This is a genomic window from Spirillospora sp. CA-294931 (assembly GCF_050946795.1).
Classification (GTDB): Bacteria; Actinomycetota; Actinomycetes; order Streptosporangiales; family Streptosporangiaceae; genus Spirillospora.
The window spans coordinates 1435753-1460743 of record NZ_CP192006.1 but is presented as its reverse complement, the minus strand read 5'-3'; the positions used below and the strand labels follow the sequence as shown (position 1 = coordinate 1460743).

17 protein-coding genes are annotated in these 24991 nt (G+C 72.7%); 10 read left to right on the top strand and 7 right to left on the bottom strand.

Annotation, left to right across the window (positions count from 1 at the left end; all coding sequences use genetic code 11):
• Positions 1 to 33: 33 nt before the first annotated feature.
• The gene (locus ACQPY4_RS06870; RefSeq protein ID WP_433333567.1) at positions 34 to 1338 is read right to left on the bottom strand and encodes a glycosyltransferase family 2 protein; all 1305 of its coding nucleotides are present in this window, start codon (positions 1336 to 1338) and stop codon (positions 34 to 36) included.
• A gap of 318 nt (positions 1339 to 1656) precedes the next feature.
• Here ACQPY4_RS06870 and ACQPY4_RS06865 point away from each other — a divergent pair, with 318 nt between their 5' ends.
• Entirely contained in the window at positions 1657 to 3372 is a 1716-nt protein-coding gene (locus ACQPY4_RS06865; protein ID WP_433333565.1) for a phospholipid carrier-dependent glycosyltransferase, read from the top strand.
• Between the two features lie 4 nt (positions 3373 to 3376).
• On the opposite strand, the gene ACQPY4_RS06860 is transcribed toward ACQPY4_RS06865, so the two are convergent.
• Together ACQPY4_RS06860 and rsmI are read right to left on the bottom strand one after the other, a co-directional pair.
• Complete coding sequence (locus tag ACQPY4_RS06860; RefSeq protein ID WP_433333563.1) at positions 3377 to 3679, bottom strand: hypothetical protein; 303 nt, start codon at positions 3677 to 3679, stop codon at positions 3377 to 3379.
• Between the two features lie 85 nt (positions 3680 to 3764).
• Entirely contained in the window at positions 3765 to 4616 is an 852-nt protein-coding gene (rsmI, locus tag ACQPY4_RS06855) for a 16S rRNA (cytidine(1402)-2'-O)-methyltransferase (RefSeq protein WP_433333561.1), read from the bottom strand.
• 317 nt (positions 4617 to 4933) lie between these two features.
• Here rsmI and ACQPY4_RS06850 point away from each other — a divergent pair, with 317 nt between their 5' ends.
• The gene (locus tag ACQPY4_RS06850; RefSeq protein WP_433333559.1) at positions 4934 to 6547 is read left to right on the top strand and encodes a dolichyl-phosphate-mannose--protein mannosyltransferase; all 1614 of its coding nucleotides are present in this window, start codon (positions 4934 to 4936) and stop codon (positions 6545 to 6547) included.
• Here ACQPY4_RS06850 and ACQPY4_RS06845 read toward each other — a convergent pair.
• Positions 6544 to 7734 carry an MFS transporter gene (locus ACQPY4_RS06845; RefSeq protein WP_433333557.1) on the bottom strand — a complete coding sequence of 397 codons (1191 nt, stop codon included), beginning with the start codon at positions 7732 to 7734 and terminating at the stop codon, positions 6544 to 6546. The genes ACQPY4_RS06850 and ACQPY4_RS06845 overlap by 4 nt on opposite strands.
• A gap of 142 nt (positions 7735 to 7876) precedes the next feature.
• Here ACQPY4_RS06845 and ACQPY4_RS06840 point away from each other — a divergent pair, with 142 nt between their 5' ends.
• Together ACQPY4_RS06840 and ACQPY4_RS06835 are read left to right on the top strand one after the other, a co-directional pair.
• Entirely contained in the window at positions 7877 to 8872 is a 996-nt protein-coding gene (locus ACQPY4_RS06840; protein WP_433333555.1) for a LacI family DNA-binding transcriptional regulator, read from the top strand.
• Between the two features lie 8 nt (positions 8873 to 8880).
• Positions 8881 to 9927 carry a magnesium transporter CorA family protein gene (locus tag ACQPY4_RS06835; RefSeq protein WP_433333553.1) on the top strand — a complete coding sequence of 349 codons (1047 nt, stop codon included), beginning with the start codon at positions 8881 to 8883 and terminating at the stop codon, positions 9925 to 9927.
• On the opposite strand, the gene ACQPY4_RS06830 is transcribed toward ACQPY4_RS06835, so the two are convergent.
• Positions 9905 to 12814, bottom strand: coding sequence for a BTAD domain-containing putative transcriptional regulator (locus ACQPY4_RS06830; RefSeq protein WP_433333551.1), 2910 nt, complete (start codon positions 12812 to 12814; stop codon positions 9905 to 9907). The two genes, ACQPY4_RS06835 and ACQPY4_RS06830, sit on opposite strands and share 23 nt — an antisense overlap.
• 135 nt (positions 12815 to 12949) lie before the next feature.
• On the opposite strand from ACQPY4_RS06830, the gene ACQPY4_RS06825 reads away from it, so the two are divergent.
• Complete coding sequence (locus tag ACQPY4_RS06825) at positions 12950 to 15838, top strand: BTAD domain-containing putative transcriptional regulator (RefSeq protein ID WP_433333549.1); 2889 nt, start codon at positions 12950 to 12952, stop codon at positions 15836 to 15838.
• 24 nt (positions 15839 to 15862) lie between these two features.
• Positions 15863 to 16471: a hypothetical protein gene (locus ACQPY4_RS06820; RefSeq protein WP_433333547.1), complete on the top strand. Its 609-nt coding sequence runs from the start codon at positions 15863 to 15865 to the stop codon at positions 16469 to 16471.
• On the opposite strand, the gene ACQPY4_RS06815 is transcribed toward ACQPY4_RS06820, so the two are convergent.
• Entirely contained in the window at positions 16468 to 16857 is a 390-nt protein-coding gene (locus tag ACQPY4_RS06815; RefSeq protein ID WP_433333545.1) for a RidA family protein, read from the bottom strand. The genes ACQPY4_RS06820 and ACQPY4_RS06815 overlap by 4 nt on opposite strands.
• A 104-nt stretch (positions 16858 to 16961) precedes the next feature.
• Here ACQPY4_RS06815 and ACQPY4_RS06810 point away from each other — a divergent pair, with 104 nt between their 5' ends.
• The 4 genes from ACQPY4_RS06810 to ACQPY4_RS06795 all read left to right on the top strand — a co-directional run bounded on the left by ACQPY4_RS06810 (position 16962) and on the right by ACQPY4_RS06795 (position 24076).
• The gene (locus tag ACQPY4_RS06810) at positions 16962 to 18608 is read left to right on the top strand and encodes an FtsK/SpoIIIE domain-containing protein (RefSeq protein WP_433333543.1); all 1647 of its coding nucleotides are present in this window, start codon (positions 16962 to 16964) and stop codon (positions 18606 to 18608) included.
• A gap of 181 nt (positions 18609 to 18789) precedes the next feature.
• Positions 18790 to 21471 carry an AAA family ATPase gene (locus ACQPY4_RS06805; protein WP_433333541.1) on the top strand — a complete coding sequence of 894 codons (2682 nt, stop codon included), beginning with the start codon at positions 18790 to 18792 and terminating at the stop codon, positions 21469 to 21471.
• Positions 21472 to 21527: 56 nt separating this feature from the next.
• The gene (locus ACQPY4_RS06800; protein WP_433333539.1) at positions 21528 to 23099 is read left to right on the top strand and encodes a toprim domain-containing protein; all 1572 of its coding nucleotides are present in this window, start codon (positions 21528 to 21530) and stop codon (positions 23097 to 23099) included.
• 323 nt (positions 23100 to 23422) lie between these two features.
• Positions 23423 to 24076 (top strand): DJ-1/PfpI family protein, encoded by a 654-nt coding sequence (locus ACQPY4_RS06795; protein WP_433333537.1) that lies wholly within the window; start codon positions 23423 to 23425, stop codon positions 24074 to 24076.
• On the opposite strand, the gene ACQPY4_RS06790 is transcribed toward ACQPY4_RS06795, so the two are convergent.
• Positions 24073 to 24969, bottom strand: coding sequence for a helix-turn-helix domain-containing protein (locus ACQPY4_RS06790; protein ID WP_433333535.1), 897 nt, complete (start codon positions 24967 to 24969; stop codon positions 24073 to 24075). The genes ACQPY4_RS06795 and ACQPY4_RS06790 overlap by 4 nt on opposite strands.
• Positions 24970 to 24991 lie beyond the last annotated feature (22 nt).

Genomic DNA, 24991 nt, shown 5'->3' with positions numbered 1-24991 from the left:
CTCAGGAAGTTCTCGGGATCCGCCTCCGCGGCCCTACTCGGCCGTCTCCTTGCGGTCGGCGTTCTCGGTCTTGGCGGCCTTCTCCGACTTCTCGGCCAGCTCGGCCTCGGCGGCCCGGCGCTCGCCCGCGACCCGGTGGGCGGCGGCGTCCACGACGCCCGCGGCCTCGTCGGCGGCGTCGGTCAGCGGCGGGTGCTGGCGGCGGCGGATGCCCAGGATGCTGACGAACAGCGAGGCGAAGATCGCCTGAAGGCTCACGACCAGCGCGGTGGCCGCCGGGACGACGATGCGCAGCGACTCGCGGGGGTCGAGCTCGCCGAAGTTGTTGACGCGCCAGTGCAGCAGCGAGGCGACCATGCCGCCCAGGCCGAACACCGCCAGCAGTCCGCCCAGGACCAGACCGCGTTCCAGGCTCCACCACTCGGTGATCCGCTGGACCCTCTTGTCATGCGGCAGGAAGCCCTCCTGCATCGCATAGACCTTGGTGAGCAGCGCGAACAGCACCGCCTGGAAGCCGATCACCAGCGCGGCGCCCGCGCCGACCAGCGTGTCGACGTCGAAGGCGACCTCGCCCACGCGGACCGGGCCGAACGAAAGCGCGGCCCCGGCGACCAGGCCGAGCGTCATGAAGACCAGGCCGGGGATGAGGAACAGCCAGCGGGGGCTGTAGAGCATGAGGAAGCGCAGGTGGCGCCAGCCGTCGCGCCAGGTGTTGAGGTGCGGGGCGCGGGTGCGGCCGTCGGGCGACAGCGTGGTGGGAACCTCGCGGATGTCGTACTTGGCCAGCGTGGCCTTGACGACCATCTCGCTGGCGAACTCCATGCCCCCGGTCTGGAGGCCGAGCCGCATGATCGCTTCCTTGTTGAAGGCGCGCAGCCCGCAGTGGAAGTCGCCGATCTTGCTGCGGAAGAACAGCCGCCCCACGAAGCTCAGGACGGGGTTGCCCAGGTACCGGTGCAGCGGAGGCATGGCCCCGGGGGCGATGCCGCCCTTGAACCGGTTGCCCATCACCAGGTCGGCACCCTTGCGCAGCTCCTCAAGGAACGGGCCCAGGGTGGTGAAGTCGTACGAGTCGTCGGCGTCGCCCATCGCCACGTACTTGCCCCGGGCAGCCCGGATGCCCCCCATGAGGGCGTTGCCGTACCCCTTGTCGAGCACGGGGACGACCCGCGCCCCGGCGTCTCGGGCCAGCTGCTGGCTGCCATCGGTGCTGCCGTTGTCGGCGATGACGACCTCGCCGTCGATGCCGTGCTCCTCGAAGAAGCCGATCGTCTTGCGAACGCAGGTCTCGACGGTCTCGGCCTCGTTCAGACACGGCATCACTACGGAGAGTTCCACGCGATCTCCTTCGTTACCCCTGGTAACCGTATGCGGTATTTTCTACTAATCTTTGTGATCTCGTCCTGTGCCGCTGTGCGGCAGACTGCATCATGATGCCTACCGGGGACGGGCGATACGCCCAACTCTCTCGAAGAGAGTCCGTATCGTGTTGCGCACTTGCAACCCGAAGACCCGATCCGCCACGGCCGCGGACGGCAGGCTAGGAGAACTAGCATACGGGCACCGCGGCCCGGAAAGGTTGGGTCGGCTGTGACGCGTGCCGGAGAAGGCGGTGCCACCTGCATGGGGGCCGGAGAGCGAAGGGGAGGTGCGGCCGTGGCGGGCGACACGCCGCACGGAACTGTCCTCGATGACGATCCGGCGGACGGCGACGGCCCCGACGGCTCTTCCGGCGGCGCCGTGGCCGTCGCCGCGCCGCCCGAGACCCCCGCTCCGGACACCGCGCCCGCGCCCCCCGCGGTCGGCCGCAAGGACCGCGTCCAGGCGTGGCTCCTGAACCAGCGGGACGCCGCCGACCCGGTCGGATGGCTGCGCGCCCGCGCGACCGGCTCCCGCGACCTGGTGCGCCGGCACCCGTTCTTCGCTGTGATCCTCGCCATAGGCGCGCTTCTACGCTGCGTAGCGATGATCGGCTACCAGCCGGCGATGTTCTTCAACGACAGCTTCGACTACCTGCACGTGGCGATGGAGCCGTACCCGCACCCGCTGCGGCCCGACGGCTACTCGTTCCTGCTGCTGATCCTCAAGCCCTTCCACAGCTTCGCGCTGGTCACCGCCGTGCAGCACGCGATGGGGCTGGGCATGGGCGCGATGATCTACGCGCTGCTGCGCCGCAAGTTCGCGCTGCCCAAGTGGGGCGCCGCGCTGGCGGCCGCGCCGGTGCTGCTGGACGGCTACCAGATCCAGCTCGAGCACCTGATCCTCTCCGACACGATGTTCACCTTCCTGGTGATGTGCGCGGTGACCGTCCTGCTGTGGAACGACCGCCCGACCTGGAAGGTCGCCGCGTCGGTCGGGCTGATCGTCGGCCTGGCCTGGCTGACCCGGTCGGTCGGGATGCCCGTCCTGCTGGGCGTGCTGACCTACATGCTGATCCGCCGGACGGGCTGGCGGATGCTGGCGATCACGCTGGCCGCGGCCTCGCTGCCGGTGCTGGCGTACATGGGCTGGTACAAGGCCGACCAGGGCAAGTTCGCGATGACCGAGAGCAACGGGATCTTCCTGTACGCCCGGGTCTACAAGTTCGCCGACTGCCACAAGTTCGACGTCCCGACCAACGAGATCCCGCTGTGCGTCGAGCCCGCCAACCGGCTGCCGAACTCGCAGGACGGCATCTGGAACGTCCAGTCGCCGCTGAACCGCTACCCGGGCCTGCGCTTCAGCCCGGAACAGAACGCGACGGCCAACGAGTTCTCCAAGCGCGTGATCAAGGCCCAGCCGGTCGATTACCTGAAGGTGGTCGGCCATGACTTCCTGCGGGTCTTCCAGTGGGAGCGGACGGTCTTCCCCGATAAGGCCACCTATCAGCAGTACGAGTTCGGCAAAACCTCCAGCGCCCTGCCCAACTGGCGCATGGACAACGACTCCACCGCCGCCGGCGAGGCCGAGCAGTACGAGGCGGGCCCCGCCCGCACCCAGGTCGTCGAGCCGTTCGCGGGCATCGTCCGCACCTACCAAGACCACGTCTACCTGCGCGGGACGCTCGTCGGCGTCCTGCTGATGCTCGGCCTGGTCGGCGTGGTCGGGATGTGGCGCCGCCTGGGCGGGCTCGCGCTCCTGCCCTGGACGCTGGCGACCGGTCTCCTGCTGGCCCCGGCGGCCACCGCCGAGTTCGACTACCGGTACGTCCTGCCCGCGATCCCGCTGTCCGCGCTGGCGGCGGGCATCACGTTCTCGCGCGAGGTGCGCGGGCACTTCGTCGCGACCGGACGGCTCGCCCACCGCGCCGCCACGGCCACCGCCGCGCGCTTCGGCTCCGGCTCCGGTTCCGGACCCGCCGAGGACGAGCCCGTCCCGGTCAAGACGCCGTAGCGGCCTACCAGGCGTTCAGGCGGCGGAGTTTGAAGACGAGCTCCAGGTCGTCGGGACGCTTGGCCTGCGGCGGCACGGCCCGCTTGGCCTTCGGGGCCGAGAACACCTTGACGTTCTGGCCGCCGCAGACGTTGCAGAGGTGGTCGCACCAGGGCGTGATGCAGCGGTGGCCGTCGTGCTCGTACACCACCGCCTCGCCTCCGTGCCCGTCGGCGACGTGCCTCGCGTCGAACTCCTCTTGCCAGGTCGCGAAGCAGTTGAGGCATTCGTAGACCCAGACCTCATGGCTTGACCATGCGTCGCGCACGGCCCCCACCCCTCTCGGTGACCGCCACTTCCGCGCTCGGACCTCCATCGTCGTCCCGCGCGGGCCGATAGTCCATAGCCACCCGCTACCGGCGGGCGTTCACGACCGCGTCGTAGACGGTGCGCTTGGGCAGGCCGTTCTCCTTGGCGACCTCGACGATGGCCTGCTTGCGTGGCGTCCCGGCGGACTCGCGGACGGCGACCGCGGCCGCCAGGTCGGCCGGGTCGGACAGCCCCTCGGGTTCGGGGGCGCCGCCGACCACGACGGTGATCTCGCCGCGGACGTCGTCGTCCGCCCAGGAGGCCAGCTCGCCCAGCGGGCCCCGGCGGATCTCCTCGTAGGTCTTGGTGAGCTCGCGGCAGACCGCGGCGGGACGTCCGGCGCCGAACGCCTCGGCCATCGCGGCCAGGGTGACCGCCAGACGGCGCGGGGACTCGAAGAACACCATGGTGCGCGGCTCGGTGGCCAGCGCCTCCAGGCGGCGGGCCCGCTCGCCCGGCTTGCGCGGCGGGAAGCCCTCGAAGCAGAACCGGTCGGTGGGCAGCCCCGACACCACCAGCGCGGTGGTGACGGCCGACGGCCCCGGCAGGACGGTGATCGGCACGTTCTCGGCCACGGCGGCGCGCACGAGCCGGTACCCCGGGTCCGAGACCCCGGGCATGCCCGCATCGGTGATCACCAGGACGTCGCGCCCGTCCAGCAGCTCGCCCAGCAGCTCCTCGGCCCGCGCGCGCTCGTTCTGGTCGTAGTACGACACCACCCGGGCGTTCAACTCCACGCCCAGATCGGACGCCAGCCGCCGCAGCCGACGGGTGTCTTCGGCGGCGATGATGCCCGCGTCCGCCAGCGCGGCCCGCAGCCGCACCGAGGCGTCCTCGGCCCGCCCGATCGGCGCCGCCCCGAGCAGCAAGGTCCCCGCGTTCCCGTTCCCCGTCATGCTCGTATTGTGTACTGGTGTGGGGGCTGTACTGGTGTGGGGGGACGACCCCCCACGCCCCCCGGCGGGCTATGCCACCCTGCACTCCGCTGGCGCTCCGTTCCGGGCGGCACAGCCCTTGGCGGGGGCTCCGCGCCCCCGCGCCCCCCGCCAGGGGCTCCGCCCCTGGACCCCGAAACCCCGGCACGGGGGGCCTCAGCGCCACTGAGGCAGACGCTTCGATCCGGGCGACACAAACTTTGGCAGAGCTCCGGCCCTGGGGGTGGCGACGGGCCTCAAGGTCAAGATCGGCGTATTTGCGCCTCTACGATGGCGGAATGGCGATGACGGATTTCGCGCCCGTGCAGGCGACCGGTGAGCGGTCCGCCCGTCCTCCCCTGCGGGACTGGCTCGCTCCGCCGATTCCCGGGTCGGCGCTGCTGGGGTGGCTTGGGCCGCTTCTGGTGACCGCGTTCGCCGGGTTCCTGCGCTTCTATCGGCTGGGCGAGCCCAAGTCGGTGGTCTTCGACGAGACCTACTACGCCAAGGACGCGCTGGCGCTGCTGAAGTTCGGGTGGGAGCGCTCCACCGTCAAGGGCGCCGACCAGATGCTCATCAAGGACAAGAACGCCGACATCTGGGCCGAGGGCTCCTCGTTCATCGCCCATCCCCCGTTCGGCAAGTGGATGATCGCCGGGGGCGAGTGGCTGTTCGGCGCCACCCCGTTCGGGTGGCGGTTCACCGCCGCGCTGTGCGGGACGCTGTCGGTGCTGATCCTGTGCCGGGTGGCGCGCCGCATGACGGGGTCGACGCTGCTGGGCTGCGCCGCCGGGCTGCTGCTGGCGGTGGACGGCCTGATGTTCGTCACCAGCCGTGCCGCGCTGCTCGACATCTTCGTGATGTTCTGGATCCTGGCCGGGTTCGCCTGCCTGGTCGCCGACCGCGACCGTTCGCGGCGGGTGCTGGCCGACAAGATCGAGGCAGGCAACGCCGCCCCGGTGGGCCCGTTCCTGGTGCACGGCTGGCGCATCGCCGCCGGGGTCTGCCTGGGCCTGGCCTGCGGCACCAAGTGGACGGGCGTCTTCTACATCGCGGCCTTCGGGATCATGGTGGTCTTCTGGGACATCGGGGCCCGCCGGGCGGCGGGCGTCGCGCGTCCCGCCGCCGGGGCGCTCTCCTTGGACGGCGTCCTGGCGTTCGGTCAGCTCGTCGTGCTGGCGGCGGTGACCTATGTCGCCACCTGGTCGGGGTGGATCTTCCGACCGGGCGGCTGGGGACGGGGCGATGCCGCGAGCAATCCGCTATTCAGGCCCTTCGAGGCGCTGCCGGACCTGTGGCGCTACCACACCGAGATCCTCAACTTCCATAACAAGCTCGACTCGCGCCATCCGTACCAGTCGTGGCCGTGGGACTGGCCGATCCTGCGGCGTCCCGTGGCGTTCTTCTACGTCGAGCCCAAGGACGGCTCGTGCGGTGCGGGCCGGTGCTCGCGCGAGATCCTCGGCATCGGCACGCCCGCGCTGTGGTGGGGGGCCCTGCTGGCGCTGGTGGCGATCGCGGGCATCTGGCTGCTGCTGCGCGACTGGCGCGCGGGGGCGATCCTGCTGGGCTTCATGGCGGGCTGGCTCACCTGGTTCCCGTCGGCCTTCTCCGACCGGACGATGTTCCTGTTCTACGCGACCCCGATGATCCCGTTCATGGTCCTCGCGGTGGTATTGATCTTCGGCTACCTGATGGGGCCCGCCCAGGCACCGGCGACCACGGCCCACCATTGGGACGGCTCGGCCCCCATGGCGGTGGCCGGGATGCGCCGGGTGATCGGTGCGGCGGGGGCGGGGGCGTTCGTCCTGGTCGTCCTGGCGAACTTCGCGTACTTCTACCCGATCCTGGCGGCCCAGGTGCTCCCCTACGACGACTGGCACAACCGCATCTGGTTCGACTCCTGGATTTAGCGCGTCATCACGGGGCTCAGGGCCGGACGCAGCGGGCGGGCGCCCGCGAGGCAGCAGACCAGGGCGAGGACGCCGCCGATCCCGGCGGTGGCCCAGGCGCCCGGAACCCCGGCCAGGTCGTGGCCGAGGCCCGCCAGTGCCGAGCCGATGGCACCGCCCACGCCGAAGGTCGCGACGATCCAGGCGAACGCCTCGGTGATCGTCCCGGTGGGGGCGAGCCGGTCGACCAGGGAGAAGCTGCACGCCAGCATGGGCGCGAGGAACAGCCCGCTGACGGCCGCCAGGACGAGCATCACCGGAAGGTCGGGGGCCCAGATCAGCGGGAGGTACCCGGCCGCGAGAAGCGCCATGAGCCACTTGAGCCGGCGGTGCTCGGCGCCCGGCCACGGCCGGGCGCCGTAGACGAGACCGCCCACCAGCGCCCCGCCGGACATCGCCGCCAGGATCAGCCCGGCCGCCCACTCGCTGTGGCGGTCCTCGGCGTAGGCGGTGGCGGCGACGGCGTACACGCCGAGGGAGATTCCCGAGCTGGTGAGCGCCAGGAGCAGCACGCGCAGGCCGGACGACCGCAGCGGGCCCGCCCAGTGCGCCTCGCGGGGGGCCGAGCGCCAGGCGCGCGACGGGCCGGACGTGGTGATCACCAGCGTCCCCGCCACGCCGAGCGCGCCGGTCAGCAGCAGCGCGGCCTCGGTGTTGACCGTGGCGGCGGCGATCACCAGCAGCGGCCCGACGGTGAAGAGGATCTCCTGGGCGGCGGCGTCCAGCGCGTAGGCGGCCTTGACCTCGGCCGGGCCGGGGAGCACGGCCGTCCACAGGGCGCGCAGCCCGGCCTCCAGGGGCGGGGTGGCGAAGCCCGCCAGGACGACGGCGGCGATCGTGAGCGGCAGCGGGTCCGCGCCCCACACGGCGAGCAGCGCGAACCCGGCGGCCGACAGCCACGCGGCCGGGAGCAACACGCGCGGCTGCCCGTACCTGTCCATGGCCCGGCCGAGCGCGGGCTGGCCGGCCGCCATGGACAGCCCGAAGACAGCGCCGAGCGCGCCCGCCAGAGGGTAACCGCCGCCCTCGGCGCGAACGTGCAGGATGACGGCGAGCATGCCCATGCCGTTGGGCAGCCGTCCCAGGAGCGTTCCACCGAGCAGGCGGGCCGCGTGGGTCACCCGCAGGAATTCGACGTAGGCGCGCATCCGCTCTCTCTTCGGAGTAATACGTATGACTTGCTTCAGTCATACGTACCACTCGCCCACCCCGCCGGTCTAGTCTGTTCCCCGTCCAACGACGGCGAGGAGGTACGGGTTGGCGGCCAGCGGTCGTCCCACCAGCCGAGACGTGGCGCAGGCCGCGGGGGTCTCGCAGTCCACCGTCTCGCTCGTCCTGGGCGGCAAATGGGCCGGGCGCATCTCCCCCGCCACCGCGGACGCCGTCCGCGCGACCGCCGCGCGGCTCGGCTACCGCCCCAACCTGGCAGCCCGCAACCTGCGGCTCGGCACGACCCGGACGGTGATGCTGGTCGTCCCCAGCCTGACCGCGCCCTTCTTCGGCGACGTCCACATCGGGGCGGCGCGGGTGGCCGGACGGCACGGCTTCGGCGTCGTGGTCTACCCCTGGCCGGACGACGCGGGCCCCGCCGGCAGCCCGTTCGCGGCCCCGCACGAGGCCATCGACGGCATCCTGGCCTCGTCGCTGGCCGCCGACGTGCTGAGCGAGTTCCGGGGGACGCCCTCGGTCATGCTCGACAGCGATCCGGCGGGCCCGGGCCCCACGGTCGACTTCGCCGTCGGCGACGGCATGCGCGCCATCGCGGGCCACCTGCTGGGCCTGGGGCACCGCGACATCGGGCACGTGAGCGCCGCCGTCGACCAGTGGACGTTCCGCGCGCGCGCCGAGGCCCTCGCCGATGCCGTCGGCGCCGTCCCGGGCACCACGCTCGTCCGGGCGTCCACCCCGATCCACGTGGCCTCGGCCAAGGACGCGGCGGGCGCCCTCCTCGACCGCCCGTCCCCGCCCACGGCGCTGGTGTGCGACGACGACCTGATCGCGGCGGGCGTCTACAAGGCGGCGCGGGCGCGCGGCCTCGACGTCCCGGGCGACCTGTCGGTGACCGGGTTCGACGACGTCCTGCTGGCCACGGCGCTGGAGCCGGAGCTCACGACCGTGCGGCTCCCCGCCGAGGAGCTCGGCGCCCAGGGCATGGCCGCCCTGCTCGAACTGCTGGAGGGCGGCACCCCCGAATCGCGCTCGCTCCCGGGAGAGCTCATGATCCGCGCGTCCACCGGGGTGCCCTTTCCGCTGCGCGGTGCGGTATCCGCGCGCAACGGGGAATAGAGCAGGGCATGGCAGCGTCGAACTCGCAGACCGACCCGGACGCCCACCCGGAGAACCGGATCGGGGTCAGGCCCCCGCACACCCGCGTCTGGCGCGACGGCAAGGTGGAGGCCGAGGGCTTCCCGGTGGCCGAGCTGAGCGACCACCTCCAGCAGCCCGGCACCGTGGTCTGGATGGACCTGTGCGCGCCCGGCCCGGCCGACCTCAGGGTGATCAGCGACGAGCTGGGCCTGGACCCGGTGGCCGTCGAGGACGCCGTCTCCCGCCACGAGCGGGCCAAGCTCGACCGCTACAAGAGCTACGAGTTCCTCAACGCCTATGCCCCCGAGGTCGGCGACGACGGCGAGCTCGTCCTGCACGAGGTCTCGGCGTTCCTGACCGGGCGCGCGCTGGTCACCGTCCGGCAGGACCCGGGCTTCGACGTCGAGGAGCTCGTCGCGCGCTGGGACGAGGGCCCCGACTTCGCCCGTCCCGAGATCGCCGGAAACGCCGCCGCGTACCTGCTGTACGGGCTGCTCGACCTGGTCGTCGACTGCCAGCTCGACGCCGCCCAGGCCCTCGACGACGAGGCCGACGGGCTGGAGGAGCTGATCTTCGACGACTCCTTCCCGGTGAAGGAGATCCAGCGGCGCAGCTACCGGCTGCGCAAGAACCTGGTCGCGCTGCGCCGCGTCGGGCTGCCCATGCGCGAGATCCTCAACACGCTCCTGCGCCGCGACCTGCGGTTCGTCGCCGAGCCGCTGATGCCCTACTTCCAGGACGTCTACGACCACACCATGCGCGTCGCCGAGTGGACCGACGGCCTGCGCGAGCTGGTCACCGGCCTGCTCGACACCCGCATCGCCCTCCAGGGCAACCGGCTGAACGAGGTCATGAAGAAGGTCACGAGCTGGGCCGCGATCATCGCGGTGCCGACGGCCGTCACCGGCTTCTACGGCCAGAACGTGCCCTACCCGGGAGCCGACCAGGCCTGGGGCTTCGTCGTCTCCACGATCGTCATCGTCGTGTGCAGCGTCACGCTGTACTGGGTGTTCAAGGCCCGCGACTGGCTCTGACCGCCTCCAGCAGCCCGCGGACGTCGGCTGCCTCGGGCACCCCGAGCCCGTCGAACAGCTCCAGCGCGGCGCGCCAGCAGCGCGACACCTCGCCGTCCGGGCGTCCCAGGGCCGCCAGCGCGTGCCCGAGCACGACCAGGACGCGCGCCCGGTGGAAGTCCTCACCGATCTCCCGCCCGATGGCCAGGGACTTCTCGGCGCAGACCAGGGCGTCGTCGGGGCGCCCGCGCTCCAGCTGCGTCTCGGCGATGCGGTACAGCATGTACGCCTCGCGGGCGCGCAGCCCCACCGACCAGCACAGGGCCAGGCCGTCGTCGAACCGCGCCACCGCCTCGTCCAGCCGCCCGAGCCCCCGGAGCGCCAGGCCCAGCGTGTAGAGCGCGTACGCCTCCCCGGCCGTGTGGCCGATGCGCTGGGCGAGCTCGCGGCCCCGCTCGGCGGCGGCCACCGCACCGGCCGGGTCGCCGGTCTCGTGCCGCAGATAAGCCAGGTTGGAGGTCCGCTCGACCTGGGCGGCCAGATCGCCGACCTCCTCGGCGATCACCAGCCCGGCCTCGATGTGCCCGCGCGCCTCCAGCGCCCGGCGCTGGTAGAACGCGACGTGGCCGAGCAGGTCGAGCGTCGCCCCGAGCAGCGCGCGGTCGCCGGTCGCGCGGGCCAGCTCCACGGCCCGCTCGGTGGCCTCGCGGGCCGCCGGAAGGTCGCGGGTGTGGCCGTGGACGCGTCCGAACAGGTAGCGGGCCCTGGCCTCGGCCCGCGCGTCGCCGCGCCGCAGCGCCTCCTCCAGCAGGGCCCGGACGGCGGGCTCGGTCTCGACCCAGCGGTAGCCGTCCTCCAGCAGCGTCTCCATCGACATCAGCAGGTCGGCCATCGTCCCCAGCGAGGCGCGGCCCTCCAGGGCCGCCTGCCGGACGACGGTCAGCATCCCGGTCGTCTCGCGCATCAGCCAGGCGCGGGCCTCGTTCGCCGACACGAACGGCGGGTCGTCCATGCGGGGCCGGTCCGCGGGCAGCAGCCCCGGCCGGACGAGCCGCAGCACCTCGCGCTGGGTGGCCAGCAGGAACCCCAGCAGCCGGTCGAGCGCGTCGCGGCGCTCGCCGGGGCCGTCGGTCCCCTCCGACATCTGCCGGGCGAACAGCCACACCAGGGCGTGGTAACGGTAGGAGCGAGGCGCGGGCGACTCCAGCAGGCCGAGGTCGACCAGCGACTCCAGGACGTCCTCGGCGTCGTCGCGCGTCGTGCCCAGCAGCGCGGCGGCGGCGCCGAGCGAGGCCCCGCCGGTCTCGGGCACGGCCAGCAGGCGGAACGCCCTGGCCTGGCGCTCGTCGAGCTGGTCGTATCCGATCCGGAAGGCCGCCTCCACGGCCAGGTCGCCGATGCGCAGCTCGGCGAGCCGCTGGCGCCCGTCGGCCAGCCGCTCGACCAGCGAGGCGATCGTGGCGGCGGGGCGGGCGGCCAGCCGGGACGCCAGGATCCGCACGGCCAGCGGCAGGAACCCGCACAGCTCGACGGCGTCCACCACGGCCTGCGGCTCGGCCCGCGCGCGGCGCTCGCCCACGATGCCAGTGAACAGTGCGATGGCCTCGTAGGGTTCCAGCACGCCGAGGTCGAACAGCTTGACCCCGGGTACCCCGGCCGGGGTCGCGCGCGAGGTCACCAAGACCGCGCAGCCCGGCGCCCCCGGCAGCAGCGGGACGATCTGCGCCCCGTCCCGGGCGTTGTCGAGGACGATGAGGACGCGCCTGTCCGCGAGCCGCGAGCGATAAAGCGCGGCTTGGGCGGCCTCGCCTTCGGGTACCGCCGCCTCCAGAACGCCCAGGGCGCGCAAGAACTCGCGTAGCACCTCGCCCTGCGTCTTGGGGCTGCCGCCCACTCCGCCCAGATCGGCATAGAGGCGTCCGTCGGGGAAGGCGTCCCGGGTGGTGTGCGCGACCTGCACGGCCAGCGCCGTCTTTCCGACCCCGGCGGCGCCGGAGATCGCGACGACCGCCGGGGCGCGGCGGCCCTCGGCACCGGCGGCGAGCAGGCCCGCGATCTCGTCCACTTTGGCCGCGCGGCCCGCGAAGTCGGGGAGCGGCGGCGGGAGCGGCGCGGGGCGCGCCTCCTCGCCCGGGCGCGAGGAAAGAGACGGGTCGTTTCGCAGAATTCGGGCGTGCAGTTCCCGGAGCTCCGGTGACGGGTCCACGCCCAGTTCGCCGGCCAGGACACGGCGGGCCTGACTGTAAACCTCAAGGGCCTCGGCCTGCCGCCCGCAACGGTAGAGGGCCCGCATCAGCAGGCCGTGGAGAGGTTCGCGCAGCGGGTGCTCGTCCGAAAGGGCGGTCAGCTCGCCGATGATCTCGCTGTGCCGTCCCAGCTCCAGATCGATCTCCAGGCGCCGCTGGAGGACGTCCAGGCGCCGGGCCTGAAGCCGCGTGCGGACCCGCTCGGCCCACGGACCGGGAATCCCCGGCAACGGGGCCCCGGCCCACAGCCCCAGGGCGTCGCCGAGCAGCCTGCGGGCGCCCGCCGGGTCGGCCACGCGGCCCGCCTCGCCGGTGAGCCGTTCGAAGACATGCAGGTCAAAGGCGTTCTGCGGGGTGCGAAGCGCATAGCCGTCCCCCGCCGAGACCAGGATCTCGGGATGCGCGCGGTCGTCCTCCAGGACCCGGCGCAGCCGCGAGGCGTAGGTGCGCAGCGTCCCGACGGCCCGGGACGGCGGCCTGTCGCCCCACAGTGCGCCCAGCAGGAAGTCGAGCTGGACGGGTCGTCCGTCGCCCAGCAGCAGGATGGCCAGCATCGCCCGCTGCTGGGGCCCGCCGATCGGGAGCTCGGCTCCGTCGCGCGCGGCACGGACCGGCCCGAGGACGCTGAACCTCACCCGGGTGAGTTCTTCTGCGGTGCCCACATTTACTCATTCTGTCCCACGCGGGTCAGTTACGGATCGGTAAAACGACTCAGTAACGTTCTAGGGCGCAAATCGTGCGCAGGTCTGCGCCAAACTGCGCTGTCCACCCCCGCCGCGCACTCCTATCGTGATCACGTGACCACACCGGCGCGGCCCCTGCGTTTCAGCCTGCTCGGTCCCCCTCGGGGCTGGCACGGCGATCGGGAGCTCGATCTGGGCTCGCCCCAGCAGCGCGCGCTCCTGGTCGTCCTCCTGCTCCGTGAGGGCCGGTCGGCGTCCGCCCAGGAACTGGTCGACGCCATCTGGGGCGAGCGCCCGCCCAACCGCGCCGTCGGCATCCTGCGCACCTACGCCTCGCGGCTGCGCCAGATCCTTGAGCCAGGACGCTCGCCCGGCGGCGCCGCCGCGGTGCTGGTCACCGTCGCCGACGGCTACGAGCTGCGCCTTCCACCCGAGGCGCTCGACGTCACCGCCTTCGAACGCGACGTCACCGCCGCCGAGCGCGCCCGTGAGGCCGGGCGCACCGCCGCCGCCCGCGAGCTGCTCGGATCGGCGCTCGGCCTGTGGCGGGGCGAGCCGCTGGAGGGCATGGCGGGACCGTTCGCGCACGCCCAGCGCACACGCCTGTCCGAGCGGCGGATCGCCGCCCTGGAGACCCGGCTGGAGCTCGATCTGGAGCTGGGCGCCCACGCCGAGATCATCCCCGAGCTCACCGCGCTGGTGGCCGCCCATCCGCTGCGCGAGCGCGCCCGGTGCCTGCTCATGCTCGCGCTCTCCCAGGCGGGACGCCGCGAGGACGCCCTGGCCGTGTACGCCGAGGCGCGGCGCGTCCTGGTCGACGAGTTGGGCATCGAGCCGGGGCCCGAACTGGCCGAGCTCCACAAGCGCCTCCAGAACAAGGAGCCGCCGAAGACCGCGCCCGTGGCCCAGCTCCCGGGGGACGTCGCCGACTTCACCGGACGCGGCGCGCTCATCGAGGAACTGCGCGGGCTGCTGCTCTCCGAACCCCGCCAGGGCGTCACCATGGTGGCCCTGTCGGGGACGGGCGGCGTCGGCAAGACGGCACTGGCCCTGCACGTGGCCCACCAGGCGCGTGCCCATTTCCCCGATGGACAGCTCTACATCGATCTCAGGGGAACCGGGGAAGACCCCGCCGACCCCCGAACCGTGCTGGGCGCGTTCCTCCAGGCTTTGGGCGTCGAGCACAACGCCCTGCCCGACAGCCTCAGCGAGCGTTCCGCCCTCTACCGCACCCGTCTCGCGGAGCGGCGTGTGCTGGTGCTGCTGGACAACGCCAGGGACGCCGAGCAGGTCAGGCCGCTCCTGCCGGGCGCCGCCTCGTGCGCCGTCCTGCTCACCAGCCGCGCCAAGCTCGGCGGGCTCGGCACCGCCCGCCTCATCGACCTGGACGTCCTGCACCCCGACGAGGCCGTCGAGCTGGTCGCCAGGATCGCGGGCCGCCACCGGGTCGAGGCCGAGCCCGAGGCCGCCGCCGAGCTCCCGCTGATCTGCGGATACCTGCCGCTGGCCGTCCGGGTGGTGGCGGCCAGGCTCGCCGCCAGGCCGTCCTGGACGCTGGCCTCCCTCGTCGAGCGCCTGGCCGACCGCCGCCGCACCCTCGACGAGCTCCGCGTCGCCGACCTCGGCGTCGAGTCGGTGTTCCGGCTGGCCTACAACCAGCTGGACGAGCCGCAGAGACAGGCGTTCCGGCTGCTGTCCCTGCACGAGGGCCCGACCATCCCGCTGCCCGCCGCCGCGGCCCTGCTGGGCCTGCCGCCGCTGGAGGCCGAGGACCTGTGCGAATCGCTGGTCGAGGTCAGCCTGCTGCGCTCCCCCACCGACGGCCGCTACCGCTACCACGACCTGCTGGGGCTGTACGCGCGCCAGCGCGCCGAGCAGGACGAGCCCGCCGACGAGCGCACCTCGGCCCTGCACCGCCTCGCGCACTTCTACCTGGCCACGGCACGCAACGCGCATCTGCTCGTCAATCCGGGCGACGGCCGCGCCCACAACGCGTTACTGCCCTCCCTCAGCCCCGGCCAGCACTTCGAGCACTGGCACCAGGCCCGCGCCTGGCTGCTGGCCGAGGCCCCGTCGCTGTTCGCCATCATCGGCCAGGCCGCCCGCAACCCCGCCGGCGATCTGCTCCCCCTGGCCGCCGAACTCCTCCTGATGACCGACGTCCTGGTTCATACGGGAGGCCACGCACACGAATGCGAGCAGGCCGCCTACGCGGTCATCGATGCCGCCTGGGAACGGCACGACCCCCACAGCGAGGGCCGCGCCCACCTCCAGCTGGGCTGGGTCTACTACTACGCCGACCGCGTGGACGACGCCACGGCCGTCCTCCGCGTCGCGCTCCGCCGCGCCCGCGAGACCGGCGACACCTGGACGGTGGCCGACGCCCTCGACCGCCTCGGCTCCTGTGCCCGCATCCAGGGCCACGTCGACCGCGCCATCGCCTACTTCACCGGCGCCCTGGACGCCTTCCGCGAGTGCGGCGACCGCCATGGCGAGGCCGGGGCCCTGAGCGCCATGTCGCGCGCCCTGCTCAAGCTCGGCCGCCGCGACGAGGCCGTCGCCGTCGCCGAGCGCGGCCTGGCCATGCACCGCGAGCTGGGCGGAGCCGCCCACACCGGATACGGCAGCTACCAGCTGGGCATCGTCCTGTGCGCCGTGGACCGGCCGGAGGAGTCGCTGGCCCGGCTCACCGAGGCCCTGGAGATCTTCCGCTCCGGCGAGGCCCGCCAGTGGGAGGGCATGGCCCTGTTCCGGATGGCCGAGGCCCGCCTCAAGCTGGGACGTCCCGAAGAGGCCCTGCACGCCGCGCGGACCGCCGTGCGCGTCCTGCGCGACGCCGGGGCCCGCTGGGCCCTGGCCAGTGCCCTCGGCGTCCTCGCGGACATCCTCGACGTCCTGGGTCGCCCGGCCGAGGCGCGGCTCCCCCGGTTGGAGGCCCTGAAGATCTTCGAGCGTCTCCACTTCCCCGAGGCCGAGATCCTGCGAGACCGTCTGGCCCGCTGACCAGAAGCCTGCCACTCTGATCTTGTGACCTTCCTCCGCATAGCTCCCGTCATCGCCGCCTGCGTCGCCACCGTGGGCGGCTGCGGCACCGCGGCCGCCTGGCAGCTGGGCGTCTTCACCCGCGACGGCCGCTTTGAGGCCCTGGACGCATGCACGCTGCTCCCGCCCCCGAGTGAGCTGGCCAGGTACGTCCACAACGGACGCCTCGAGCCCATCGACTCCAAGCCCAAGAGCCTGTTCGACCTGGGCGGCGACACCCGCTCCGAATGCAAGTGGAGCTCCAACCCGTCCCGGTGGGACAACCCCTTCCGCACCATCCGGATCCACGCCGAGACCAAGGTGCACCACGGCCGGACCACGGGCGTCACCGAGGCGCGGGAGGGCCTGGACAAATGGCGCCAGGCGCGCAACGCCGCCCCCGCCAAGGCGGGTGAGGAGGCCTTCACCCATACCGACCTGATGCAAATCCAGGTCGTGTTCGTCCGTACGGACATCCACGACATCCACGTCAAGTTCCGCGTCTCCAACGCCCTGATCGACGTCTCCGCGAGGACCCACGCCAAGCCGGGAGACCGCGAACGCGCCCTGGTGGCCGACCTCGCCCGCTCCGTCGCGACCCGCCTGACCGCCTAGCCGACGACCGCGACGGCCTCGACCTCCACGAGCTGGTCGTCGTAGCCCAGCGCGGCGACCCCGAGCAGCGTGCTCGGCGCGTCATGCTCCCCCATGACCTCCTTGTACACGTTCCACGCCGCGACCAGATCGGCCTGCTCGGTGGACGCCACGTACACGGTCGTCTTCGCCACGTCGGTGAGCGACGCCCCCGCGCTCTCCAGCGCGACCACGAGGTTCTCCATCACCCGCCGGGTCTGCCCGGCGACGTCCCCCACGGCCACGGTCTTGCCGTCCTCGTCCAGCGGGCAGGCTCCCGCCACCCACACGTTCCGCCCCGCGACGGCCGCGTAGGCGTAGTCGACCGGAACCAGCGACGTCCCCCGAACCAACCGAACAGAACCCATGTCGTTCCCTCCCTCGTAGGCCGCCTCATCCCACCACCAGCCCGACCTCACCCGACAGCCATTTTCCTCGCCGGAGCCAATACCCTCTTACGGGACATCTGGGGGTGACGACGGGCATGCTGCCGCACCATCTGCCGCCTTCGTCCCTGCCAGGCCGGGAGGACGAGCCGCACGCCGTTCCCATCGGGGTGGACGAGCGCCTCGAACCCGTCCTGCTCGACCTCTTCGGCGAGGACCGGAACCTGCTCGTCCTCGGCGACGCGGGATGCGGGAAGTCCAACCTTCTGCGGCTCGTCGTCCAGGGGCTCATCGCGCGCCACACTCCCGACGAGGTCGTCTTCGCCGTCGTCGACCCCCGCCGGACGCTCCACGACGTCGTCCCGGACGCCTACCTCGCCGACAGGGGGATGCTGAAGGGCGGCGCCCCGGACGACCCCAGGATCGTCGTCGTGGTCGACGACCACCACCCGGAGTCTCTGGTCGAGTTCCTCACCTTCATCCGAGCCGGAGAAGGCCACGGCCTCTACTTCGTCGTCGCCGGCCGCACCCTGGACGACCCGGCTCCCCAGGCGATCCGCGAGGCGGGCACGACCACCCTGGTCATGTCCACCAGCCAGCCCTACCCGCCCCACGACCCGGGCCCGCAGCCCCCGGGACGCGGCCTGTGGATCCCTCGAGGCGGCGGCGAACGCCTGGTCCAGATCGCCTTCCCGGGTACCGAGAACCCGGCCCCCGCTCCACCGCCTTCCTGGGGCAACTCCCCCCGCCCCACCAAGCAGCCCCCGCCCAAGCCCCAAACGCCCCCGCCTTCCGCCCACATCAGGTCAGAGCCGCAAGCGCCGTCCCGCCTGACGCCTAAGGCGTCCCGCCCGACGCCCCAGCCGTCCCACCCGACGCCCGAGGCGCCCCGCCCAGCCCCGGCGCCACCCCACCCGGCCCCAGAAGCGTCCCGCCCGGCGCCCGAGCCGTCCCGGCCAGTGCCAGAGATGTCCCGCCCGGCCTCGGAGCCCGAGCGGACCGCGCCCCGAAGCCGCCTCCGCAGGCACCGGACCGCGCTCAACATCGGAGTCGGCGTCGTCCTCGGCGGCCTGGTGTCGGGCGTCACCGTCGCCGCGCTCACCTCGGGCGGGGACGGCGACGAGGCGCGCGGCGAACCGGTCCCCCAAGCCTCGGCCGCCCCGTCCACGGCGCCCGCACCCCCGGTACCGGCGCCCGAGCCGACCACCCCGGTGCCCTCGCCCTCGTCCTCGTCCCGCATCGACAGCGAGACGACCGACGCCGAGCGGATCACGGTGACCGAGATCTTCCCCTGGAACCGGATCACGCTGGGCGGCCGGGCCTTCCAGCGCGACCGGGAACAGGCCGTCACCTGCGACACCGCCGCCGACGGCGCGATGAGCGGCGCCCTCACCGCCGGTGGCTGCCGGACGGTCGTCCGGGCCCGATACGTCGACGCCGCCCAAGGACTCACCGTCACCGTGGGCGTCGCCGCGATGCCCGACCTGAACGCCGCACGGACGGCCAACGCCTCGTCCGTCCCGGCAGATCCCCGCAACTGGTTCCGCGCACTGGACGACCGGCCCGCCCCCGGCCAGGGCACAAGCATCGTCAAGGGCCGCTACGTCCTCTACGCCCTGGCCGCCCGCTCCGACGGAAAGCCCGCGGCCGACGCGGGCGCCGCCCTCTCCGCCACCGCCGGCGACTTCCTCGGCCAGATCTCGATCTCCATCGACGCCCGCGCCCGCCGCTGACCCGCCGTCCGGACTCCGGTCGGCCATGATCTTTACCTTTGTGCCGGGTGGGTCCGCTCGGCCTGCGTGGCGGCGGATTCCGGGCTCGGGCGAGAGAACTCGGGATGGTCGTACTCACCATGCATGCGGGTGGAAACCATAGGCTGTTGACTCGGATTTGATCGGCTATTGGGGAGAACGCGTGCGGCTGCCGGAGCATCTGGAGCTACTGCTCACCGACGAGCCGGTGCTTGACGTCTACTCGTACGGGCCCTGGCGCGTGCCCGAGGGCCTTTTCGAGGAGATCAGCGGGCGGGTCGACGCCCTGGCGGCGGACCCGCGGGCGGTGGGCCTGACGACCGACGAGCACAAGCTGCTGACGTTGCCGGCGTCGCTGGTGACGGCGGAGATCTTCGGGATGCTCGCGTTCCTGCCGGGGGGCGGGGCGATCAAGGCCGGATCGTGGTCGCAGCTGCCCGAGCGGCTCCTCTTCCAGCACCTGGTGAACCCGGGGACGCTGAGCACGCGTATGACGCGATGGGACGCCCCGGGTGGCCGGTGGCGGCCCCCAGTGGACTGGCTGATCGAGGCTCCCGACCGCGACCTGGCGATCACCCTGGCGAAGGAGTGCCTGGGGGTCCTGGAGGGCATCGAGCCGATCGACGAGCGGCGGCGTGCCCTGATCAAGCTGTACGAGAACCCGCCCCAGTGCGATGTGAACCTCCCCAAGATGGAGCTGCGCGAGCACTGGCACACGCACGCCGACGAAGACATCCTGACGGCCGTCCCCGAGCTGATGGGGCCCGTGGGCTACCTGGAGTGGGTCGCGGCGGGGTTGCTGGCCGCGTATGAGCACCTGTCGAACGTGGCCCCCCGGGACGAGACCGTCGAGGGGCACCTGGCGCAGTTGCTGTTGCAGGGGAGCCTGGAGCACGTCCCGGCGGAGCTGGCGGTCGCCCTGGGCGAAGACCGGTACCGCGAGCTGCAGGCGCGCTTCGTTCATGAGAAGCGGTCGTTCAAACCGGGTCCCTGGCAGGAGCGGACGCGGGCGTGGCTCCTGCGGGCGCTGGTCTCGGGTTCGGCCGACGCGTGCCGGGCGTGGCTCGACATGGCCATGCGGTTCATCGCGACGGTCCAGGGGCTGCCGGGCGACCCGTGGTTCCCCAAGCCGGAGTGGATCCCGGTCGGGCAGTTCCAGACCGACCTGCGCCGTCTCTACGCGCCCAGGCGCCGGGTGATCAACCCGCTGACGACGTCGCTCAAGCCCGCGCCCGGGCAGGGGCGGACCGCGTCCGAGCGGGCTCCGCTGCACACCGACCTGGTCGACCAGCCGGAGGTCACGGCCGCGCTGGAGGAGCTGTCCCAGAGCCGCGACGCCGTCCGGCTGCTGCTGGTGGGCCCCGACGGCACCGGCAAGCGGGACGCCGCGCAGGAGCTCGGCAAGGCGCTGGCGTTCGGGCGCGACCCGCTGTGGGTCACCGACAACCTGTTCGCCGGGCAGCGGCTGTCGGACGCGGTGGCCAAGCTGCACGCCGACGCCCGCGACTGCGCGGGCGAGCGGCTGATGATCCTTGAGGGCCTGGACGACATCATCTCCGACCCGGGCAACGGCGAGGCCATCGCGGAGGAGCTGCACCGGCTCCTGGCGGTGTATCCGGACCTCAACGTCGTCGCGCTGTGCGACGGCGGCGGCGAGCTGCGCATCCGCGAGATCAACCCGGTGCTGACCCACCGGTTCCGGATCGCGCACACCCGTCCGTTCAGCGCGGAGGGGCATGCCGAGCTGTTCAAGCGCGCGCTTGAGCGGCACGGGGTGCGCGGTACCAAGCAGGCCATCGTCACGGCCGGGCAGGTGCTCGCGGCGACGTCGCCCGTCCAGACGCTGCGCAACGCCAGGCTGGCGCCGCATCTGGCCGACATCGTCGTGACCGCCGTGCGGGCGCGCACCAAGCCCGGCGACAAGCTGGTGGTCAGGAAGGCCGACATCCCCGCGAGCCTCGACACGACGCAGACGGCGGGCGACCCGATCGACCGGCTGACGACGCTCACCGGGCTCGAAACGGTCAAGCACGAGATCGCCCTGGTCGTGGCCGGAACCCGGGCGGCCATGCTGCGCAGCAACTCGGGGCTGAAGGTCCCGGCGCCGACGAGGCACATGGTGTTCACCGGCAACCCGGGGACGGGCAAGACGATGGTGGCGCGGCTCCTGGGCCAGATCTACAAGAAGCTGGGCGTCCTGTCGTCCGGACATCTGGTGGAGGCGTCCCGCGCGCATCTGGTCGGCGAGTACATCGGGCAGACCGCCCCCCGAACCCGCCGCCTGGTCGAGCGCGCGCTCGGCGGCGTGCTGTTCATCGACGAGGCGTACACGCTGACGCAGTCGCCGCTCAAGAGCGACTACGGCCACGAGGCCATCGCCGAGCTGGTCAAGCTGATGGAGGACCACCGCGACGACCTCGTGGTGGTCGTGGCCGGTTACGAGCGCGAGATGGCCGAGTTCCTGGCCGCCAACCCCGGGCTCGACTCGCGTTTCCCCAAACAGCTGCACTTCCCCGACTACAGCGACGACGAGCTCGTCGCGGTCTTCGAGCAGCTGGCGGCCGACGACGGGTTCCAGCTCACGCCGGGCACCACCGAGCTGCTGCGCACCATGCTGCGCCGCACCCCGCGCGGCCCCTCCTTCGGCAACGGGCGCCTCATGCGCAACGTCCTGGACGTGGCCGTGGCCAACCAGGCACAGCGCATGGCCGTCGCCTCCCGGGGGCTGAAGGTCGCGGGCCTACCGGCCGAGGACCCGTCCAGGGAGGAGCTGGTCACGCTGAGCGCGGACGACCTCCCGCCGCTGACCGAGGATCCGGAAGAGCTCATCGGGCTCTATCTCTAGCCGATTCCGGGTAAACCGGACTGTGGCTTCCCCGCCGAGAGCGAGGAGGCGGAACCATGCCCGGAGCCCAGGACGAGCGGGTCCTGCGCGGCCTGGCCGAACGAGAGCTGGGACGCATACGGGACGGCACCCTCCCGTGGGGCTGGTGGCTTGAGCGTGCCGCGCGCTACGGACGCCATGGGTTCACCAACACGCTGCTGATCGCGGCCCAGTGGCGCGCCGCCACGGACGTCCGTTCCTACGCGGCCTGGCGGGCGGCCGGGCGGCAGGTCAGGAAGGGCGAGACGGGGATACGCCTGCTGGATCCGCCCCGGGTCGTCTTCGACGTGGCCCAGACCGACGGCCTCCCGCTGGAGGCCGCGCGGCCGAACACGTCCCACATCGAGGCGTTCGCCGAGCGCCTGGGGTTGCACGGGACGCTGGACGACGTCGTCCACCAGCTGGCGCACGCCGTGCGTCCGGGCGACCGTCCCCATCTCCCGGGTGAGCCGTCCTGCGAGGGCCTAAGGCGCGTCGAGACCGACTCGATCGCGTTCCTCGTCCTGACACGTTTCGGGCGGGACCCGGGTCATCTCGCCTTCCCGGGGACGGCCCCCTGGGCGGACGCGAAATTCGGCGATCGGGTGCTGCGGCTAAGCGATCGCCTCTCCGCCCCAGAAGACATCCTGAGCGTGGCACACCGGTTCTTCCGTTCCCGAATGCGGGAGAGCTGGGTGCCCGCCTACCTGGCCGGACGCGGGTTCGCGCCGGACGTCCAGCGCCGGTGGGGGGTCGGCTACGCACCCGCCGGCCCGCGCGCCCTCATCGAGCATCTGCGGGCCCGCGGCCACAAGGACGAGGCCATCATCGGGTCCGGGCTCGCGCGGCCGGGAAACGGGCTCTGCGACGCGTTCCGCGACCGCGCGATGTTCGCCCTCCGCACGCCCGCCGGGGCGGTCGCCGGATTCATCGGCCGCCGCCCGGACGGCGGGGACGGCCCGAAATACCTGAACAGCCCGGATACGCCCGCGTTCCACAAGGGCGAGCTGCTCTTCGGCCTGCACGAGACCGGCGACCGGCTGGCGCGCGGGGCGCGGCCCGTGATCGTGGAGGGCCCGCTGGACGCGATCGCGGTCAACCTGGCGCTGGAGGACCATGCCGCCATGGCCACCTGCGGCCTGGCCTTCACCCCCGGGCACCTGGCCGCGCTGGCCCGCGCCGTCGACCTCGACGAGACCGGGCTCGTCCTCGCCATGGACGGCGACAAGGCGGGGCGGACGGCGGCCGCGCGCGCTTGGCGAACCCTCGCGCGGCTCGACGGGCCGGTGGAGGCGGCCGTCCTCGCAACCGGGGGCGACCCCGCCGATATCCTTCGCGACCAGGGGCTCGCGGCCGTCCGGGAAGCGCTGGCGGTCCGCCGTCCGCTGATGGACGTGGTCGTCGACGCGGCCGTCGAGCGCGCGGGCGACGGGCTCGGCTCGCCCGAGCGGCGCCTGGCCGCGGGGCGGGCCGCCGCCCGGGTGATCGCGGCCGGACGTCCCGCCGAGGCCGCACGCCAGGTCGTCCGCGTGGCGGGGGCGACGGGAGTCGGGCACACCGCCGTCACCGACGCGGTGATCGAAGCGATCGCCCACGACCACCGAACGTGACTGACCGGCCACTCATCGCAATTCTTTGACCGTTCGACGAGCGCGGGCCCGAAGCCGTAAACCTACCCGGCGGTACCCGGCTAGCTTCATCGCACCCTGTGAAGACGTTCGCACCGGCTCGCTGGGGGGCGAGGCGGGTCCGCCGCGCGGCCCCGCCTCTTGTAGCCGGGTGATCGCGTTCACAAGCCCCGGTGGGGAGAACGGGCGGGGGGACGAGGTCACGGCCGGCCGGTCGACGGCGCGCACCGGCCGGCCGTGGCCTCCTCGAACGGGTGTCCTGATCCGAGGGCAACCCGTCATTGAGGACATCCACGGTCGCGCACATGCTGTTTCCCATGAACCCGATGAACGTCGCCTTCGTGCTCTACGACCAGATGACCGCGCTCGACCTGACCGGCCCCTACGAGTTCCTGGCCACCCAGCCGGAGGTCACGCCGCACTTCGTGGCCGAACGGACGGGCCCCGTCCAGTGCGACGCGGGCCTGGTGATGCAGGCCACCTCGACCTTCGCCGACCTGCCCGCGCCGGACCTGGTCGTCGTCCCGGGCAGCGGCCACTGGAAGGCCGCGGCCGAGGCCAACGACGCGCTGCTGGACTGGCTCGCCGCGGCGGCGTCCGGCGGGGCCCTGGTGACCTCGGTGTGCACGGGGTCGACGCTGCTCGCCAAGGCCGGCCTGCTCGCCGGGCGCCGGGCCACCACGCACTGGATCGCCCGCGACCTGCTGGCCGAGCTGGGCGCGGTCGTGTCGGCCGACCGTGTCGTCGACGAGGGCGACGTGATCACCGCCGCCGGGGTCTCGGCCGGGCTCGACATGGCGCTGGCCGTCGTCGCCCGCCTGTGGGGCGACGACCGCGCGCGCCTGATCCAGCTCATCATGGAGTACGACCCGCAGCCGCCGTTCGACGCGGGCTCGCTCACCAAGGCCCCGGCCGAGCTGGCGGAACTGGCCCGCCACCTGCTGACCGCGCCGGACTAGAGGGTGGCCAGGGCGTCCTTCAGGAGGTCGGGGGTCTCGGTGGAGGGCTCGGCCGCCAGGACCAGGCGGTTGAGGACGTCGGTGTAGTGGAACAGGTCCGCGGGCTTGTCGGGGTACAGCGAGACCGAGTGCTGCTCCAGGTGGATGACGTCGGGCAGGGCGGCCTCGGGCAGGCGCAGGATGGTGATGGGGCCGCCCAGCGCGGCATGGCCGCCCGCGCTGAACGGGATCACCTGGATGGTGACGTTGGGCAGTTCGGAGATCGCCAGCAGGTGCTCGATCTGGGCGCGCATGGTCTCGGGGCGGCCGATCGGACGGCGCAGCACGGCCTCGTCCAGGACGGTCCAGAACTTCACCGGGTCGGGGCGCCGGGTCAGGATGTGCTGGCGCTCCATCCTCAGCTCGACGCGGCGGCCCTTCTCCTCATCGGTGGCCGTGGGCTCGGCCAGCTCGATGACCGCCCGCGCGTAGGCCTCGGTCTGGAGGAGGGTGGGCACGGTCATGCAGTCATAACCGCGGATGACGCTGGCGGCCTGCTCCAAGCCGAGGCAGTGCTCGAACCCCGGGGGGACGACGTCGCTGTAGCGCTGCCACCATCCGGGGACGTTCGCCTGCCGCGCCAGTTGCAGCACGGCCTCCCGCTCGGCGGGTTCGGTGATGCCGTACAGGGTGAGCAGGTCGTTGACGTCCCGCTCCTTGAACCCGACCTTGCCCAGCTCCATGCGGCTGATCTTCGAGGCCGAGCCGCGGATCTCGTACCCCGCCTCTTCGGGGGATACGCCGCGGTCTTCACGAAGCCGCCGCAACTGGGCGCCGACCAGCAGCCGGACCACCGTTGGTCCCGGCTGGCGCTCATGGACCTGGTCACCCACGGTCCGAGTCGCTTCCGACACGTGTACTCCTGAAGCCGTCACT

What these genes read in the sequence shown, in the direction of transcription:
- rsmI (WP_433333561.1), bottom strand. Translation starts at nt 4,616, where the DNA reads ATGACGGGGAACGGGAACGCGGGGACCTTGCTGCTCGGGGCGGCGCCG.
- ACQPY4_RS06850 (WP_433333559.1), top strand. Translation starts at nt 4,934, where the DNA reads ATGGCGATGACGGATTTCGCGCCCGTGCAGGCGACCGGTGAGCGGTCC.
- ACQPY4_RS06845 (WP_433333557.1), bottom strand. Translation starts at nt 7,734, where the DNA reads ATGCGCGCCTACGTCGAATTCCTGCGGGTGACCCACGCGGCCCGCCTG.
- ACQPY4_RS06835 (WP_433333553.1), top strand. Translation starts at nt 8,881, where the DNA reads ATGGCAGCGTCGAACTCGCAGACCGACCCGGACGCCCACCCGGAGAAC.
- ACQPY4_RS06815 (WP_433333545.1), bottom strand. Translation starts at nt 16,857, where the DNA reads ATGGGTTCTGTTCGGTTGGTTCGGGGGACGTCGCTGGTTCCGGTCGAC.
- ACQPY4_RS06800 (WP_433333539.1), top strand. Translation starts at nt 21,528, where the DNA reads ATGCCCGGAGCCCAGGACGAGCGGGTCCTGCGCGGCCTGGCCGAACGA.
- ACQPY4_RS06795 (WP_433333537.1), top strand. Translation starts at nt 23,423, where the DNA reads ATGCTGTTTCCCATGAACCCGATGAACGTCGCCTTCGTGCTCTACGAC.